Consider the following 16,631-nt stretch of genomic DNA (forward strand, 5'->3'; position numbering starts at 1 on the left):
TTGCCAATCTGTTAATGAGTACAATTAAATTATTTGACCTGACCGGTAAAACCGCATTGATCACCGGCTACAATCGCGGCATCGGAAAGGCCATGGCCGAGGCGCTTGCCGAAGCCGGCGCGGACATTATCGGCGTTTCTTCCTCCCCGATTCCGGAAAAACAGCGACATTCAAAAATCAGTTGAGGCGGCAGGAAGCAAATTCCGTGCCTTTCAAGCGAACCTCGGCGACCGGGAAAGTTTGTATGCTTTTATTGCAGAAGTAAAATCAGCGTATCAGCAGGTCGACATTCTAATCAATAATGCGGGCGTTATCTTGCGCGAGCCGGCAGCGACGCATTCGGATGAATATTGGGATAAAGTGCTCAATATTAACCTTGACGCCCCATATATTTTATCAAGGGAATTTGGTAAAGAAATGATTGAAAGAGGATATGGCAAGATCATTTTCACGGCTTCGCTCCTCACTTTCCAAGGCGGCATCAATGTGCCCGGTTACACGGCTTCCAAAAGTGCCATAGGCGGTCTGGTAAAAGCATTGGCAAACGAATGGGCTGGAAAAGGCGTCAATGTAAACGGAATCTGCGCCAGGTTACATCAACACGGACAACACGGAGGCGTTGCGTAATGACCCTGTCAGAAGCAAGTCCATTTTAGACCGAATTCCGGCAGGAAGATGGGGCATGCCCGAAGATTTTAAAGGCCCGGCCGTGTTCCTCGCTTCGGACGCTTCGAGCTATGTAAATGGCACAATTTTAACAGTCGACGGCGGATGGATGGGCAGATAGGCCATCCAAAATCGTCATTAACAAGCTAATAATCAATTCATGGAAATAAGATTTGAAAGTAGCCGCAAGGAAGTGTCGCAAATGAATACAGCAGATTTGCGAGCTAATTTTTTGATTGAAAATATTTTTGAAAACGATAAAGTAAGCTTCGTCTACTCGCATTACGACCGTGTGATGATAGGCGGGGCAATTCCGGTGAATAATGAGCTGAAACTGGAAACATATGATTCGCTGAAAGCGTCCTACTTTTTGGAAAGAAGGGAAATCGGCATCATTAATATTGGTGGAAAAGGCGTGGTCAAAACAGAAAATGACAGCTTTGAAATCAGCAAGCTGGGCTGCGTTTACATTGGCAAAGGAACGAAAGAAGTCACTTTCGCGAGTAATAATGCCGCTGATCCGGCCGTTCTTTACCTTTTATCTTCTCCCGCACACGCCTCATTTCCTGCCAGGCTGTTTACAAAAGAAGACGCTGCACCAACAACCATGGGCAGCATGGAAACTTCTAATCACAGGACGATTTACAAATACATTCACGCAAGCGGAATCCAAAGTGCGCAACTCGTCATGGGACTCACTGTTTTGAACACAGGAAGCGTGTGGAACACGATGCCCGCACACGTTCACGACAGACGAATGGAGGCTTATTGCTACTTCGACGTTCCTGAAAATCAGCGTGTTTTGCATTTAATGGGCGAGCCATCAGAAACACGTCACCTCTGGCTTTCGAACCGACAGGCGATCATTTCACCGCCCTGGTCGATCCACTCCGGCTGCGGCACTTCGAGTTATTCATTCATCTGGGGCATGGCCGGTGAAAACAGCGATTACACAGATATGGACCCCGTTGCGATCAGCGACTTAAAATAGCAACCATGACAGACGTAAAAGAAAAGCAGTTTATCGACGATGCGGAAATTCCTTGGGAGGAGCTTGGCGGCGGGCTGAAACGCAAGATCATGGCTTATGATGATAAGCTGATGATGGTGAAAGTCGCTTTCGAAAAAGGCGGCATTGGTGCATTGCACAGCCATTTTCATACCCAAATGAGTTATGTCGAAAGCGGGGAATTTGAAATTACAATTGGTGAAAAGAAGGGGATTTTGAAAGGCGGCGACGCGTACTACATTCCGCCGGATGTAGTGCATGGCGCATTATGCCTGGAAGCTGGTCTTTTGGTTGATATTTTCAATCCTATGCGGGCGGATTTCGTGAAATGACCGACGTTGCAATGCTTTATTTCTACTGATCAAAGATCGCTGATGCGTATTAAACACATTGTATTTTTCTTCGTCGCGCTGCTTGCTGGCGTGCGCGCGCTGGCACAAGACATTCCCCTTTCCCGGCAGATGACGGATTCCTTTATGGCACGACATAAGGACTCTATTTTAGTTGGTAAAAACAAATTTACACGCTGGGATTATGAGCAGGGACTCATGCTGAAAGCCATTGAAAAAGTCTGGCTAAGGACGGGCGAAGGAAAGTATTTTGACTATATCAAAAAAGACATTGATCAGTATGTTGACAAAGACGGCAACATCAGAACTTACAAATTTGAAGATTTCAACATTGACAACATTCCACCCGGAAGAGCACTTCTTACACTTCATCAACAAACATTACCAGATAAGGAAAAATACAAAAAGGCGGCAGATCTGCTCTGGAAGCAATTATCTGAGCAGCCACGCACCAAAGAAGGTGGTTACTGGCACAAAAAACGCTATCCATATCAAATGTGGCTGGATGGCCTTTTCATGGGCGAACCTTTCGCTGCGGAATACAGCTTACTCTTTAAACACCCCGAACATTTTGACGACATCGCTAATCAATTTGCTTTGATTGAAAAGTATGCAGTTGATGAAAAAACGGGGCTTATTTATCATGCGTATGATGAAAGCCGTGAGCAAAAATGGGCGGACAAGAAAACAGGTCGCTCACCCAATTTTTGGGCACGCGCGATTGGCTGGTATGCCATTGCTTTGGTCGATGTGCTTGAGTATTTCCCAAAAGACCATCCTAAACGAATTGAACTAATCCAATATCTGCAAAGATTAGCGCCGGTGCTGGCCAAATATCAGGACAAGGAATCCGGGCTTTGGTATCAGGTGATCGACCAGGGAAATAGGGAAGGAAATTATTTTGAATCTTCGGCCTCGTGCATGTTCATATATGCGCTCGCGAAAGCGTCCAGAATGGGTTACATTAACGAATCATTTGCATCCAATGCGAAACGCGGTTATGCAGGAGCCTTGAAGCAATTTGTCGAAAAAGAATCCGATGGACTGCTTAGCCTGAACAAAACTGTCAGCGTTGGCGGGCTGGGCGGAACACCTTACCGGGACGGAAGTTATGCGTATTATCTCGAGCGAACCCATCCGGAAAAATGACTTGAAAGGAGTCGGGCCGTTTATTTTTGCGAGCATTGAAATGGAGATTGCGGCGGAGAATGCGGTTGGCAAAAATAAGAAAGTCGGACTCGATTATCATTTCAATCACGAGTTCAAAAAGCAGCCGGACGGCACCAATGAGCCCTTTCATTACACCTGGGAAGACAAACTGCATTCAGGATTCTGGCTTTGGGGCAATACATTTCGCGAACTGGGCGCTCAGACGGTTGCTATCAATGGTGCGCCAACCGCGGAAAGCCTCAAGGGAATCGACGTCTACATTATCGTTGATCCAGATACGAAAAAAGAGACGCCAACTCCTGATTTTATTCAGCCAAATGACATTAATGCGATCGAGCGTTGGGTGAAGGCGGGCGGCGTGCTGGTCATGATGGCCAATGACACTGCGAACTGTGAGATCAAGCATTTCAATGAGCTTGCTGCCAAATTCGGCATAGAGTTTAGCAATAAAAACCGCAATATGGTGCAGGGAACGCAATTCGAGCAAGGCAAATTGATGATTCCCGCAGAAAGCAAAAGCATTTTCAAGACTGCTAACAAGATTTATATCAAAGAACTGTCACCGCTCCTACTGTCGGGTTCGGCTAAATCTGCACTCACCGATCAGGGAGACATTATTTTTGGAATAACCAAATATGGAAAAGGGACCGTGTTCGCCGTCGGCGATCCGTGGCTTTATAATGAATATGTGGATGGACGCAGGATTAACACGAGCTTTGAGAATTTTGAAGCCGGAAAAGATCTTGCCGAGTGGTTGTTAAAACAGGTTGTCAAAAAGTAAAACCGAATGCTATGGGGCGTCTTTTTCGTGAAAATCTTGGTCAGCTAAGAAATCAGCCGGGGCTGGTTGTGCCCGACGATACCATTTTTCAATTACCCGAAAAAGTGCTGCAATTTGGCACTGGGGCTTTTTTGAGAGGACTTGCTGATTATTTTATTGATAAAGCCAACCGGGAAGGCGTTTTCAACGGTCGCATTGTAGTCGTGAAATCTACGGAAGACGGCGATTTAAAAGCATTTGAGCGGCAGGACAACCTTTACACGATCTGCGTCCGTGGCAGTAAGAATGGGAAAGTGGCAGAAGAAAACATCATTTCTTCTGGAATCAGCAGGGTTTTGTCTGCCAAAACACAATGGTCGCTCGTGCTCTGATCTCGCCAAAAATCCTGCGATCAGCATTGTTATTTCAAACACAACGGAGGTTGGCATTCAGTTGGTTGTCGATGATATTTACCAATGGCCGCCCGTCTCGTTTCCCGGAAAATTACTTGCGTTCTTATATGCCCGTTATGTTGCATTTGCAGGAAATCCCGACTACGGCGTGGTCGTCATCCCGACCGAGCTGATCACCGATAATGGGAAAAAACTGGAAGCAATCGTGCTCGAACTCGCGCACAGGAATGGCCTGGAAGCAGCATTTATAGATTGGCTGGAAAACCACAATTCGTTTTGTAACTCACTGGTGGACAGAATCGTGCCCGGAAAACCGGATGAGTCAGCTTTAAAATTATTGAATGCCGAACTCGGTTACCAGGACGATCTGCTAATCACCACCGAACATTATCATCTTTGGGCAATTGAAGGCGACGCGAACATTCGTAAAAAGCTGACTTTTTATGGAATTGACAAAGGTTTGATCATTGAGCCGGACATTGAAATTTACAGGGAATTGAAGCTAAGGCTGCTGAATGGCGCACATACATTAGGTTGCGGGCTAGCACATTTGTGCGGTTTCAGCACCGTTTTTGAAGCCATGCAAAATCAGCTTTTCAATGCTTATCTGACCAATTTGATGGAAGTGGAGATCGCAGCGGCCATTCCCTATCCCGTGTCGTCCGACAAAGCTTTGAAGTTCAGCCAGAACGTTATTGAACGGTTCCAAAATCCGCATATTAAGCACAAGTGGCTCAATATCAGTCAAAATTATTCTGCGAAAATGCTTTCCCGAGTCATGCCGGTTTTTATGAAATATCAGCAAACGCAAGGGACATTTCCCGATCGCATCACTTTTGGCATTGCAGCTTACGTATTTTTCATGAAAGCAGTTAGAAAAGACGGCGATCAATATTATGGCTTCGCAAATGGGCAGCATTATCACATTCAGGATCAGAAAGCAGCCTATTTCTATCAAAAATGGCAAATGGGTTCTTTGTCCGAAATGGTGAAATCCATACTCAAAGATCAGTCGATCTGGCAAAAAGATCTTTCAAAATCAGAGGAAGTCCATAAAAACGTCGTCAGCTATCTTGAATCATTGAAAGAAAACGGCGCGTCTGAGACACTCAAAGCGTTTTTGGGCAAATTGGAATACGCTTAAATGGTTAAAAAATCTCGTTAAAGCAGCCAAATTAAATCTAAAATCCTCCCATGGAGAACCAAATGACCAAGTACAGGTGGCGGGTTGTCGCCCTGCTTTTTTGCGCAACAACGATCAACTATCTGGACAGGCAGGTCCTGGGTCTCTTGAAGCCCACATTGGAGGCCGATTTTGGATGGTCGGAATCTGATTTCAGCCACATTGTAATGGCCTTTCAAACGGCTTATGCAATTTCGCTGATCGGTTTCGGGGCTATCATTGACAAGATCGGAACGAAAATGGGTTACACCATTTCGGTTGTCGTATGGAGCATTGCGGCCATGCTGCATGCCGTCGCGACGGGCACATTCAGTTTTGGTCTTATGCGCGCATTGCTCGGCCTGGGCGAAGCGGGTAACTTTCCGGTTGCTATCAAGGCAACGGCTGAGTGGTTTCCCAAAAAAGAGCGTGCATTGGCGACTGGCATTTTCAACTCCGGCGCTAACATTGGCGCGGTTGTCGCTCCGATCATGGTTCCGTGGATTTTAGGTGCATATGGCTGGCAGGAAGCGTTTCTGATCACCGGAGCAATTGGTTTTATCTGGCTGTTTTTCTGGTTTCGCTATTATGAAGTGCCAGCAAAGCAGCAACGCATCAGCCAGTCGGAATTTGACTACATTCATAGTGATAATGAGCCGGATACGAGCAAGGAAGCGCCTGTTAAATGGCTCGATTTGTTCAAGGTAAGACAAACGTGGGCCTTCGTTTTTGGCAAAATGCTAACCGATCCCATTTGGTGGTTTTTCCTCTACTGGCTTCCCTCCTACTTCGCCGAAGCATTCAAACTGAATCTTTCCAAACCAAGTCCCGAGCTTGTGATCGTTTACACCGCAACGACTATTGGAAGCATTGGAGGCGGTTATCTTTCAGGTTATTTTATCAAAAAAGGCTGGCCCGTTTTCCGTGCGCGTAAAACATCAATGCTCATTTTCGCATTCCTTGTCACGCCCATTATGCTGGCGCAATACACGACCAATATCTGGCAAGCGGTTATCCTGATCAGTCTTGCAGCAGCCGCGCACCAGGCTTGGAGCGCCAACATTTTCACAACTGCTTCCGATATGTTTCCTAAGAAAGCGGTGAGCTCGGTTGTGGGGATCGGCGGCATGGCGGGATCAGTAGGCGGCATTCTTTTTCCGCTTTTGGTTGGGATAATCCTTGATAATTACAAAGCAGCAGGCAATATTGGCGGTGGTTACAATCTCATTTTTACAATTTGCGGCTTTGCTTATCTGCTTGCCTGGGGTGTAATGCACTTGTTTGCACCAAAAATGAATCGGGTGGATATTTAGCCAAAGCTGTAACAACATTCTTTTAACACAGTAATTTTTACAAATGAAAAAGACACTTTTATTGGCTGCATTCCTTTTGCTTGGTAATGTGCTCGCATTTGCTCAAAGCAACGATGAAAAAGCCGTGGCGGCTGCCGTTGAAAAGCTTCGTTCCGCGATCTTGGAGCCTACCGAAGAAAATCTTACAAAACTAACTTCGCCGTCACTCACTTACGGACATTCAAACGGCCTGCTTGAAGATAGGAAAGAGTTTATACGCGCGCTGGTAAGTGACGAGTCGAATTTCACTAAAATCGATCTTTCCGAACAAACCATTACAATTTCCGGCGACGTGGCAGTCGTTCGGCACAAGCTGATCGGCGATACGCATAACAAGGGTAAAGACCCCGCTCCTGTCAGGCTCGGTGTCTTCATGGTTTGGCAAAAAATTAAAGGAGAATGGCTTTTGCTGGGCCGTCAGGCATTTAAGCTGATGTAAGTTTTTGCTTGGCGATCTCTACAGCACGGTGTAATTTATCTTGCAAAATAGCCTGCGAAGGCAACTCCGTAAGATAATCGGCAACGCGAATGTTGCTCTTATCCAGCTGCATCAGCTCAACGTGCTCGGCATTTTTACCCGTGCAAAGGATCAAGCCAATCGGTGCATTCTCGCCTTCCACTTGTTCATATTTTTCGAAGGAAACGCAAATACAGCTCCATTTGACCTTTATATGCCGCCTGAAAAGCGCCCATTTTCAAATCAATGGCGACAAGACATTTCAACCTTCTGTGATAGAATAACAAGTCTATGAAGTAGTCGCTGTTATCAACAGTAATCCTTTTCTGCCGGGCTAGAAAAGCGAAGTCGGTGCCCATTTCTGTAATGAATTTTTGCAGCTCAACAATGATGGATGTTTCCAGATCTTTCTCTGAATAAGCATCTTTCAAACCCAGGAAATCAAGAAAATATGGATCGCGAAAAACGAGGTCGGGATTCAGCTTTTGTTCATTTTTAAGCAGATTCAGATCGTTAATGATCGTTTGCTCAGGTTTCTTGCTGATGGCAGTCCGCTCGTAGAGCATGGATTTGATGCGTTCGCGGAAAGTTCTGACAGTCCAATGCTCATGGATACAAAGTCGGATATAAAACTCACGCTTTAAGTGATCTGATATCGGGATTAGTTCTTTTATATGAGACCAACTCAGCTGCCTCGTTAAATTAACAACCTTTGCCTGATCTGGAAACGATTCTGCGAACTGCACCATTCTTCTCAAATTCTTTTCTGAAAACGAATCGCCATAGTCAATGGTTAATTGTCGCGACAGTGTAGCGACAATTTGTTTGCCATATTCAGCGCGGCTGTTTTGGAGGATCTCTTCATTAATCTTTTTACCGATTTGCCAATAAAGCGTGCTCATCGTTGCGTTGACAGAAATAGCAATCTGTTGCTTACTTTGTTCAATAAGTTGCTTTACGGACGAGAATAACTGTGCACTTTCTGATTGTTTTGTCATGATAGGTCTAAATGAAAATGAGGTTATAAAGCTGACATTTCTCATTTAGACGTCCCGATCAGAATCAGGTCACAGGTTTTTCAAAAAAACTTCAAATTATTTTTCATTGTAAAAAGTCAGCGGACCTTTGTAGTAACACGTGACGTGTTTGCCGTTGCGCTCGATGCAGTCGATGTTGATAATGTAGTTGGAGCCCTCCTTTTTGGCTGTGAGCTTGCCTTCTTTCAGCTCGTAATATTCGCCTTCTTCCGTGGCGAAGTCGCCGTTGAAGACTACGTAGGAATCGAAAAAAGTGGTTGCTTCTATTGTGAAGTCATTATCGAATGTGTATTGGCCTACGTCCATTCCGTTTTCCGTTGCACTTACAAGCTTGAAATAAATGCCTGTTCCAACGCCATAGATTGAATCAATGTGACCGGCCGCTTCGCGGACTATAACGCCTTCCGATGATAAAAACAATGTCTGACTGCTTTCGCCACTCGGATATTTACCAAAATCGATCAGCAGCCCTTTTGAAAGCTCAAACTCTCTTCCATTATGCATTAATGCATTTTTGGGCTCAATTTCCTTGTCATCTTTACAACCGGCAAATGCCAGGATAAGCAAAAGAACGATGCATAGTGACTTTGTAAAATTGTGCATAATGTGAGCTGGTTAGATTACTTTTCAATGCGTAGGCTTGTCCTGCGCAGGCGCCGACGCGTGATATTCTGACTGAATAATTTCAGCATATTTATTCAGTAATTCTATGACGCGATCCCTGGATTTGGAACGCACCACGAGCCCCACGTGATAAGGCTCCTCCATCCGCCAGACGATTTCCGGATCATTGAAAACAGATAAATCAGGCCACTCGAAGCGCGCCAGTGAAATAATAATGCCCGAATAATCCTGACGCACCGGCGGCAACTTGTAATTATCACCTTTTGCCTCCGCAGTCTCCATCCGCGCCCATTCCTTCCAAAGATTGATTCCCGAAGCCGCCTCCACCATTTCGGACAGGTTTGCGCCCCCGACCCGGGAAGAAGTTTCAAGGAAATAATATTTCCCATCGTCGTGACAACGGATCACTTCCGTATGTGAAGCACTGTGTTTCAAGCCAAATGCTTTCAAAAGATCGATTGCCAATGTTTCCAAAGCATGTTCCTCGGCTGAGTCAAATGGCACAGTAACCGATCTGAAAATGCCTCCGCCGTGCGCTACATCAAATGGCGGCGCGAGATATTTGCTGTTCCAGGAAAATATCACACGACCATTGTATGAAATCGAATCCACGTGATAGACATTCCCGGGCTTGTACTGCTCCACAAGATAAGCATGGCGCTTGTCGCCGAGCTGGTGAATGGTTTCCCATAACTCGGCAGCATCATGCATCTTCTTTAATGCCCGTCGCTGAAGCCTCCGACCTCGGTTTGATCATCCAGGGACCAGGATATTTGTCTATAAACTGATTTATTGCTTCATCATTGAACAAGGACGAAAACCCTGGAACCAAAATGCCCGATTCAGCGGCTTTCGTTCGCATGGCGAGTTTATCACGGAAATATCTGCCCGTCGTTTGTCCCATGCCCGGAATCCGGAAATATTCGCGGATATGAGCCGCCTTTTCCACATCAAAATCATCCAGTGCCACCACGCGGTCGATTGGACGGCTGCGCATCACATACGCGAGGCCGTTGATGATTTCGTTCATGTTGTATGTCCCATCCTCTCCTTCCTGAATGTAGAAAGACTCATCCACAGCTTCCCTGGCCCACGGCTTGTATTCCAATTTTTTGGCTGTGATCAAAAACACCGTGTTACCAGCGTCTTTGCAGGCCCTAAGAAAATCGTTACCCTTGAAATACGTTGAGATGCAAAGAAATGTAAGCGTTTGGGCCATAATTTTTGCTTTTTGTGGGAACTAGCTGACACAAATTTTGAACGATAACCACAAAACTTGCTTTTCCAAATCTAGCAAAAAGAACCAATTTGGCAAGGGAAGGACTATTTAAATTAACGTTGTCAAATAATTGCGTAAAAGGCGGACGCCATAAGCTGTGCCGGCCCTTCCGGGCGCAAATTCCGTGTCCCCGAATGCCGTTCCAGCAATGTCCAGATGCGCCCAAGCCTGATGCTCGTCCGTAAACACTTCAAGGAATTTTGCTGCTACAATGGCACCGGCTAAGGGCTTTCCGTGGTAATTTTTCAGGTCCGCAATGTCGGAAGCGATCTCCTCTTTGTATGAATCCCAGATCGGCAGGCGCCATAACCTCTCACCTGTTTGTTCGCCAGCTTGCGCCAAAGCAGCGGCCAGCTCGTCATTGGGTGTAAAAAGGCCTGCGGCGTCGTAGCCGAGCGTCTGGATAATGCTGCCGGTGAGCGTCGCGAGGTCAACGACCACATCGGGCTTAAATTCCCGAACCGCATAACTGAGCCCGTCCGCGAGAATAAGCCTTCCTTCCGCATCCGTATCGATCACCTCAATGTTCTTACCGGAATACGAACCAATCACATCGCCGGGCTTCATGGAAAGTCCGTCGACGCTATTTTCAGTTGAAGGAATTACACCGATGACCCGGACCGGCAGTTTCAATTGCGCTGCAAGCTCCACAGCACCCAAAACCGCAGCAGCGCCGCCCATATCACTCTTCATCAAATGCATATTCGCGGAAGTTTTGATCGAAATTCCGCCCGTATCGAATGTTACACCTTTGCCGACCAGCGCAACCGTTTTGGTATAATGCTCCGGCACATATTCTGTCACGATCATAACCGGAGGCGCTTCACTTCCCTTGCTGACAGCCAGCAAAGCATGCATGCCCATCGTTTCCAGATCGTTTTTATCAAATGTTGTGACCTTATAGCCGTTTTCTGCTCCCGAATCCTTTGCCCATTCGCCCAGCATTGCCGGATTTTTAAAGTTGGCAGGCGCATTCATGAGGTTCATGACACGGATCTGCACCCATGCAGTTTTCTGCGCAACTTCCAGCGACCGGTCTGTTTCCGGTGAATGCTTTTCTGTTAAAACCGACAGCGTTCCGTTCTCAAAGAATGTGCTGAAAGGCTGTGATTCGGTTTTGTAAAGCTGAATGTTATAACCACCCAGAATGATACCATTTACAGCATTCTCAATCCATTCGTTTCCCCGGCCTCTCGCGTCCAGGACAATGTCATTAGGCCAACGGTGTTTACGTTTAAAAAAAACCGAGCGAAAAATCTTGATAATCGACGGCAGTTTAGGTGATTTACCCAAGCCGATCCAAAGCTCTTTCGTTGTTGGCCACCACATTTCGCCCTTTTCCGCATCGAACATTCCTTCGCTATCGGGTTGTGCGCCATCCTCAAATGGACGGATGGTCAAAACATCTTTCTGTGGCTCCCAGATTTGTTTTACTAACATTGTTTTTTAGAGTAAAATAAAAAAGCAAAGACAATATAGGTCTTTGCTTTGAATAAAAATGCGATGATAAAAATCAGTCCAGCCCGCCGCGTCGCGTTGCCTTTCTGGGTTCCGGCCAGGCTGTCGGTTCGCCTTTTGCATTAAGCGGCAAGATGCTTTTTTCGCGGGAAGTTTTGTCGGGGTCTTCACTGGCCTGATAAGCCATAATTGCTGCGAGAATGGCATTGCTGCGCACATCGTCGAAGACAATTATTGTCATAAGTGTCGCGATTGGTGTGCCACGTATATGTTCCGTAAGACCAGTTCAGCGAGCTTAGTGAAAAGGCCGGCGCACCTGCCGCCACAAACGAAGCGAAATCAGAACCGCCTGCACCCGGCGTTCCCGGAAATTTGGATTCGATAGGCGCTTTGATTGTTTCCGGCACTTTGGAAAGCCAGCGGCTCAGATATTCGTAAGAATTCAAAAAGCCTTGTCCTGAGAGATTGATCACCCTTCCCGTTCCATTATCCTGATTAAAAAGGGCCTGAATGTTTCTGCACGATTTCAGGATGGTCTTCTACAAATGAGCGTGAACCGTTCAGTCCTTGCTCCTCGCTTCCCCAATGTCCGACAAGAATCGTTCTTTTCGGATTTGGATAAACTTTTTTGAGGATCCGCATGGCTTCCATCATCACAATGGTCCCCGTTCCGTTATCTGTTGCACCGGTTCCGCCGTCCCAGGAATCAAAATGCGCTGAAAGAATCACATATTCATTAGGCTTTTCCGAGCCTTTGATCTCACCTATTGTGTTGAATGTCTGGCTAATGCCCGTTTCCTTCGCATCCGCACGCACGCTGATTTTCGGCGTGTGCCCTGATTCTGACAAGCGATATAGCAAGCCGTAATCTTCCAACGAAATATCGACTGTGGGAACGGTTTTCGTGTAAGCGCCAAAAATCTTATTTGCTCCAAAACCTTTTGACCAATAAGACATTACCACACCTGCCGCGCCCGCTTTTTCCAATGCAACAGGCAACGTTCGTGCTGTATAACCTGTTTTTTTCACGCGGTTAGTCCATGCTTCGGTCTGTGCATCGCGGTCTTTTTTCATTTTCTCAAAAGACTCTTTTCGTACCAAACTCCTGCCAGTTATAATCCGGGCGGCCCGTTGGCTGGTTCATGCTGATCATTACAAATTTGCCTTTTGCACTCGGAAGCCACTTTTGAAAAGCGACAGAATCTGCAACATCAGGAAGGATAATTACGTCAGCTGTAACAGTTTTTCCGCCAGTTCCCGGGCTCCACGCAAGCTGCATTCCTTCCAAAGATTTCACCCTCGGCGCGACCATATCAATGTGTGAAACGCCGCGTTCCCATCCGCGCCACTCACCCCATTTTTCATTTTTGGCCGTGATATTCCAGCCTTTGTATTTTGTAACGGCCCATTCATGCGCCTGCATCATTTGTGGCGAGCCAACCAGTCTTGGACCGATGACATCCATTAATTCATGCGCCAGTTTTTCCAGTTGTGAGTTTTCCGTTGCTTCTTTAACAATGTTTTCAACAACCGGATCTTTGCTTTGGCCAAATGCTATTTGAATTTGTATAGCAAATAACAATAGTAAAAGTGAGGAGATTCTTTTCATGTAAGTGTTCGGTTTAGAAATTGATCTGTTTCCTAATGTAGGAAATAGCCACGAGGCTTTAAATACGGTCTTGAAAAATTCTAAATTGATATTTCAATTGTCTCATTGCACGTAATCTGAGGCAGGATAGCTGATTTCGAAGCGTTTTATGGTAAATAAGGTGGTGTCATTTGTGTTTTTTGCCAATTACTTCGTGGGCCTGCTGGCCGTTGCGTTGTCGTTGGAAACTGCATTTCAACTCAACTTGCCACTCAATTCGCCAGCATATTATATTTTGCTTTTCAGCGCAACTGTCTTTTACTACACCAAGGCATATTCCGTCCCGGTAAGCAATGTTGCGTCGCCAAATCCGCGCACAGAGTGGTATAGGCAGCATTATCGCTTTGAACAAGGCAGTCAGTGGTTTTTTCTTGCCATTTGTGTTGCATTGGAATCGTGGTTTTTGGTAAAAGATTTTTCCAAAATCCTGCAATTGCCGCTTTATTACTGGCTTGCACTTTCCAGCGTTCCTTTGGCTGCTGTTTTATATTATGGCCTGCTGCCCAAGTCCATCATTTCATTCAATTTAAGGCGCACGGGTTGGTTTAAAGCGTTCGTAATCGGCTTTGTATGGGCGGGTTGTGTTAATCTTTTCCCTATCACGATGCTGCGGATCGAGCATGGGATTACCGTTACTGAGCCTATCTTAATGCTTTGGCTTTTTATCAAAAACTGGATGTTTTGCACGGTAAACGCGATCATGTTTGACATGAAAGATTATGAGGATGACGCCAACATTGAGCTTAAAACATTTGCAGTGCGGTTCGGATTGCAGCGCACAATTTATTACGTGCTTGTTCCGCTGCTGCTGATCGGCCTTTTATCCTTTTTGACTTTTGCTGTTTACCGCAATTTCAGTCCGGTTACCGTTTTGCTGAATCTGATCCCGTTTATTTGTCTGCTTGTCGTGGCTTTTTCATTGCATAAGCCCCGCAAAATCCTTTATTATCTCATTGTAATTGATGGATTATTGTTGGTCAAAGCGATTTGCGGGATCACGGGCATCCTTTTTGAGCAGTCGCATCATGCTTAACTTTTCTTATGAAAAACAACTACGACCGGATTGCAGGAAATTATGATGTGCTCAGCCGGCTGGTGTTTCAAAAGTCCATTGTCCGTTCCCAAAAAGCTTTGCTTCCGTTGCTTCGAGTGCCTTGCAAACTCCTTATTGTGGGCGGCGGCACGGGCTGGATACTGGAAGAGCTTGCCCAGGCTCATCCGATGGGATTACGCATTACTTATGTCGAGATTTCGGAGAAAATGATCGCACTGGCCAGGAACCGGGACACCGGCAAAAATCGCGTTTCTTTTGTTCATTCAGCGATTGAAGACTTCGTGTCTGATGAGCAATTTGATGCGATAATGACACCGTTTTTGTTTGACAACTTTAATCAGGAAAGAGCGGAAGCGGTTTTCTCAAAACTTGACACAATGCTTATGCCCGGCGGAAACTGGCTTTTCGTAGACTTTCACATTGAAAAGAAACTGAAAGGCGTTTGGCAGAAAATGCTGTTAAAAAGCATGTATTGGTTTTTCGCAACACTATGCAATGTTGAAGCCAGAAAACTGCCGGATATGGGGCCGCTTTTTCAAAATGCCGGATACGCTCCATTATTAACGGAGCCTCCACTTTCACGGGTTTATCCAGTCTTTTGGTTATCGGAAAATCATACCATTGCGGCGCGCTTCCTGAAAATGAAACGCTCATTAAAAATCACGATTGAGAGCAAAATCAGGGAATAAGCAATCGCCTGAATCGCATTAATGGGCTCGTGAAAATAGAGCAGTGCAATCGCGAAATTCATCAGCGGATTGATATACAACAGAATTCCCATCGTCGACGACGTGACGCCTTGCAATGCATACAAATTCATGTAAAGCGGCACAATGGTGAACAGCACGGCAATCAGGAAAATCAATGCGTAAAAGGAAAATTCGGTAGGGATCGCTTCGCTGTAAACCGGATAGAACGGAGCCAGCAGCAGTGCAGAAAAGAGGATTTGAACAGTAAGCACGACGAATTTGTCGAAACCCGTATTTTTTCGCTGGCTAACCAAATAGAATGCATAGGAAGCTGCTACGATCAAACTGTAAGCAATGTCCGCAATGTTACTGAACGACAGCAACATACAACTTAATACACTCAAAAGAACTGCGGCCCATTGCCATTTGCTCAACTTCTCATCGAGTACGAAATAAGCAATCACCGTGGTCATGATCGGGCAAACCAGATATGCGAATGATGCCGCTTTCACACTGATGTGATTCATGACGTAAATGAAGAAAAACCAGTTAGCCGTCAGTAAAAAACCACCCGAAATGGTGAGCGTTACCAACCCGTCTTTTCTCTTTTGCTGGCAATTGGCGGAAGCGGCGAATGTTGTCTTTTAACACGTTAATGCGGACAAAAAGACTGATCACGGCCATGATCACGGCACACAGGAAGACGCGGTAAAACAGAATGTCCAGTGAAGCATAGTCTTTCAAAGGCTTCAAAGCCAGACTAAAAAAACCCCAGATTACAAAAGAAATGAACGCTGCTAAATAGTATTTCGAAAATTTCATGGAGCTGGTATAGTATTTCTATCAGGCGTGAATATGATGTTTTTAAGGAACAGCAAAATCTTTTGTCAGGTTCGAAGACATTGTAATTCGTTGGATTTTCAGCTTTTTATGCTTTAATAATGCAAATTATCGGAACCTTAAGCAGATATATTTCGCTTGATTAAGGCAAGAACATTTTAAAAAATTTATGACTTTTTCCGATATCAGGCTGGTGGCGACGGACATGGACGGGACGCTTTTAAATTCCAAACATGAGATTAATGAATCCTTCTATCCCGTTTTCCGAAAACTAAAAGATCACGGCGTCATTTTTGTGGCAGCCAGCGGACGCCAGTATTTCAATCTCGCGAAAGCGCTTGAAAAGGTTAAAGACGAAGTAATTTTCGCTGCGGAAAATGGCAGTTACGTCGTGTTTCAGGATGAAGAAATTCACGTTCAGGCGATGGATCAGGACATTGTCAGGAAGCTGATCGAAATTACCCGGCCTATTCCGAACACTTATCCGATCATTTGCGGCAAGAAAAAGGCTTATGTCGAAAACGATGATCAGGAATTTATCGATCACCTGATGAAGCGGCGTACTAAAAACGCGAAAGCGTTTCACGATAAATGCGAAAAACTAGAGAACGGACAAGTTAGGTCGTGCCGACAGATCGGCGGCTTCGATGAACCAGGTGAACA

At 45.6% G+C, this 16,631-nt stretch carries 19 protein-coding genes and 3 pseudogenes; 11 read left to right on the forward strand and 11 right to left on the reverse strand.

The genetic code is table 11. From position 1 onward, the window contains the following. Window positions 1-14: 14 nt before the first annotated feature. The 8 genes and pseudogenes from AC0IYG_RS13370 to AC0IYG_RS13405 all read left to right on the forward strand — a co-directional run bounded on the left by AC0IYG_RS13370 (window position 15) and on the right by AC0IYG_RS13405 (window position 7,321). Window positions 15-787, forward strand: a pseudogene (locus AC0IYG_RS13370) (SDR family oxidoreductase). 39 nt (window positions 788-826) lie between these two features. Beyond that, window positions 827-1,657: a 5-dehydro-4-deoxy-D-glucuronate isomerase gene (gene kduI / locus AC0IYG_RS13375; RefSeq protein WP_471711548.1), complete on the forward strand. Its 831-nt coding sequence runs from the start codon at window positions 827-829 to the stop codon at window positions 1,655-1,657. Window positions 1,658-1,662: 5 nt separating this feature from the next. Further along, the gene (locus AC0IYG_RS13380; protein WP_471711549.1) at window positions 1,663-2,007 is read left to right on the forward strand and encodes a cupin domain-containing protein; all 345 of its coding nucleotides are present in this window, start codon (window positions 1,663-1,665) and stop codon (window positions 2,005-2,007) included. A gap of 129 nt (window positions 2,008-2,136) precedes the next feature. After that, window positions 2,137-3,976, forward strand: a pseudogene (locus tag AC0IYG_RS13385) (glycoside hydrolase family 88 protein). Between the two features lie 11 nt (window positions 3,977-3,987). Beyond that, window positions 3,988-4,347: a hypothetical protein gene (locus AC0IYG_RS13390; RefSeq protein ID WP_471711550.1), complete on the forward strand. Its 360-nt coding sequence runs from the start codon at window positions 3,988-3,990 to the stop codon at window positions 4,345-4,347. Next, window positions 4,262-5,512: a tagaturonate reductase gene (locus AC0IYG_RS13395; RefSeq protein WP_471711551.1), complete on the forward strand. Its 1,251-nt coding sequence runs from the start codon at window positions 4,262-4,264 to the stop codon at window positions 5,510-5,512. The genes AC0IYG_RS13390 and AC0IYG_RS13395 overlap by 86 nt, the downstream gene beginning before the upstream one ends. A 50-nt stretch (window positions 5,513-5,562) precedes the next feature. Then, entirely contained in the window at window positions 5,563-6,843 is a 1,281-nt protein-coding gene (locus AC0IYG_RS13400) for an MFS transporter (RefSeq protein WP_471711552.1), read from the forward strand. A gap of 43 nt (window positions 6,844-6,886) precedes the next feature. After that, window positions 6,887-7,321, forward strand: a complete 435-nt coding sequence (locus AC0IYG_RS13405; protein WP_471711553.1) for a nuclear transport factor 2 family protein — start codon at window positions 6,887-6,889, stop codon at window positions 7,319-7,321. Here AC0IYG_RS13405 and AC0IYG_RS13410 read toward each other — a convergent pair. From AC0IYG_RS13410 to AC0IYG_RS13450, 9 genes and pseudogenes are all read right to left on the reverse strand, one after another. Further along, window positions 7,308-7,502 (reverse strand): hypothetical protein, encoded by a 195-nt coding sequence (locus AC0IYG_RS13410; protein WP_471711554.1) that lies wholly within the window; start codon window positions 7,500-7,502, stop codon window positions 7,308-7,310. The genes AC0IYG_RS13405 and AC0IYG_RS13410 overlap by 14 nt on opposite strands. 4 nt (window positions 7,503-7,506) lie before the next feature. After that, the gene (locus tag AC0IYG_RS13415; protein ID WP_471711555.1) at window positions 7,507-8,337 is read right to left on the reverse strand and encodes a PDDEXK nuclease domain-containing protein; all 831 of its coding nucleotides are present in this window, start codon (window positions 8,335-8,337) and stop codon (window positions 7,507-7,509) included. A 96-nt stretch (window positions 8,338-8,433) separates the two neighbouring features. Continuing rightward, the gene (locus tag AC0IYG_RS13420) at window positions 8,434-8,979 is read right to left on the reverse strand and encodes a hypothetical protein (protein ID WP_471711556.1); all 546 of its coding nucleotides are present in this window, start codon (window positions 8,977-8,979) and stop codon (window positions 8,434-8,436) included. A gap of 24 nt (window positions 8,980-9,003) precedes the next feature. Continuing rightward, window positions 9,004-10,219: pseudogene (locus AC0IYG_RS13425) on the reverse strand (ATP-grasp domain-containing protein). Between the two features lie 108 nt (window positions 10,220-10,327). Beyond that, window positions 10,328-11,719 (reverse strand): leucyl aminopeptidase family protein, encoded by a 1,392-nt coding sequence (locus tag AC0IYG_RS13430; protein WP_471711557.1) that lies wholly within the window; start codon window positions 11,717-11,719, stop codon window positions 10,328-10,330. A gap of 73 nt (window positions 11,720-11,792) precedes the next feature. Continuing rightward, window positions 11,793-11,924 carry a hypothetical protein gene (locus AC0IYG_RS13435; protein ID WP_471711558.1) on the reverse strand — a complete coding sequence of 44 codons (132 nt, stop codon included), beginning with the start codon at window positions 11,922-11,924 and terminating at the stop codon, window positions 11,793-11,795. Next, window positions 11,905-12,210 carry a M28 family peptidase gene (locus AC0IYG_RS13440; RefSeq protein ID WP_471711559.1) on the reverse strand — a complete coding sequence of 102 codons (306 nt, stop codon included), beginning with the start codon at window positions 12,208-12,210 and terminating at the stop codon, window positions 11,905-11,907. The genes AC0IYG_RS13435 and AC0IYG_RS13440 overlap by 20 nt, the downstream gene beginning before the upstream one ends. A gap of 22 nt (window positions 12,211-12,232) precedes the next feature. Next, window positions 12,233-12,811: a M20/M25/M40 family metallo-hydrolase gene (locus AC0IYG_RS13445; protein ID WP_471711560.1), complete on the reverse strand. Its 579-nt coding sequence runs from the start codon at window positions 12,809-12,811 to the stop codon at window positions 12,233-12,235. Between the two features lie 4 nt (window positions 12,812-12,815). Continuing rightward, the gene (locus tag AC0IYG_RS13450; RefSeq protein WP_471711561.1) at window positions 12,816-13,346 is read right to left on the reverse strand and encodes a hypothetical protein; all 531 of its coding nucleotides are present in this window, start codon (window positions 13,344-13,346) and stop codon (window positions 12,816-12,818) included. A gap of 148 nt (window positions 13,347-13,494) precedes the next feature. Here AC0IYG_RS13450 and AC0IYG_RS13455 point away from each other — a divergent pair, with 148 nt between their 5' ends. Beyond that, window positions 13,495-14,418 (forward strand): UbiA family prenyltransferase, encoded by a 924-nt coding sequence (locus tag AC0IYG_RS13455; RefSeq protein WP_471711562.1) that lies wholly within the window; start codon window positions 13,495-13,497, stop codon window positions 14,416-14,418. 8 nt (window positions 14,419-14,426) lie between these two features. Then, window positions 14,427-15,128: a class I SAM-dependent methyltransferase gene (locus AC0IYG_RS13460; RefSeq protein WP_471711563.1), complete on the forward strand. Its 702-nt coding sequence runs from the start codon at window positions 14,427-14,429 to the stop codon at window positions 15,126-15,128. On the opposite strand, the gene AC0IYG_RS13465 is transcribed toward AC0IYG_RS13460, so the two are convergent. Further along, window positions 15,053-15,721 carry an EamA family transporter gene (locus AC0IYG_RS13465; RefSeq protein WP_471711564.1) on the reverse strand — a complete coding sequence of 223 codons (669 nt, stop codon included), beginning with the start codon at window positions 15,719-15,721 and terminating at the stop codon, window positions 15,053-15,055. The two genes, AC0IYG_RS13460 and AC0IYG_RS13465, sit on opposite strands and share 76 nt — an antisense overlap. Next, the gene (locus AC0IYG_RS13470; RefSeq protein WP_471711565.1) at window positions 15,678-15,950 is read right to left on the reverse strand and encodes a hypothetical protein; all 273 of its coding nucleotides are present in this window, start codon (window positions 15,948-15,950) and stop codon (window positions 15,678-15,680) included. Before AC0IYG_RS13470 ends, AC0IYG_RS13465 begins: the two co-directional genes overlap by 44 nt. Before the next feature lie 187 nt (window positions 15,951-16,137). Between AC0IYG_RS13470 and AC0IYG_RS13475 the strand changes: the two genes are divergently transcribed. Next, window positions 16,138-16,631: HAD family hydrolase (locus AC0IYG_RS13475; protein WP_471711566.1), on the forward strand; the 494-nt coding region annotated here is incomplete at its 3' end.

It is taken from the genome of Dyadobacter sp. AC419 (assembly GCF_979253085.1).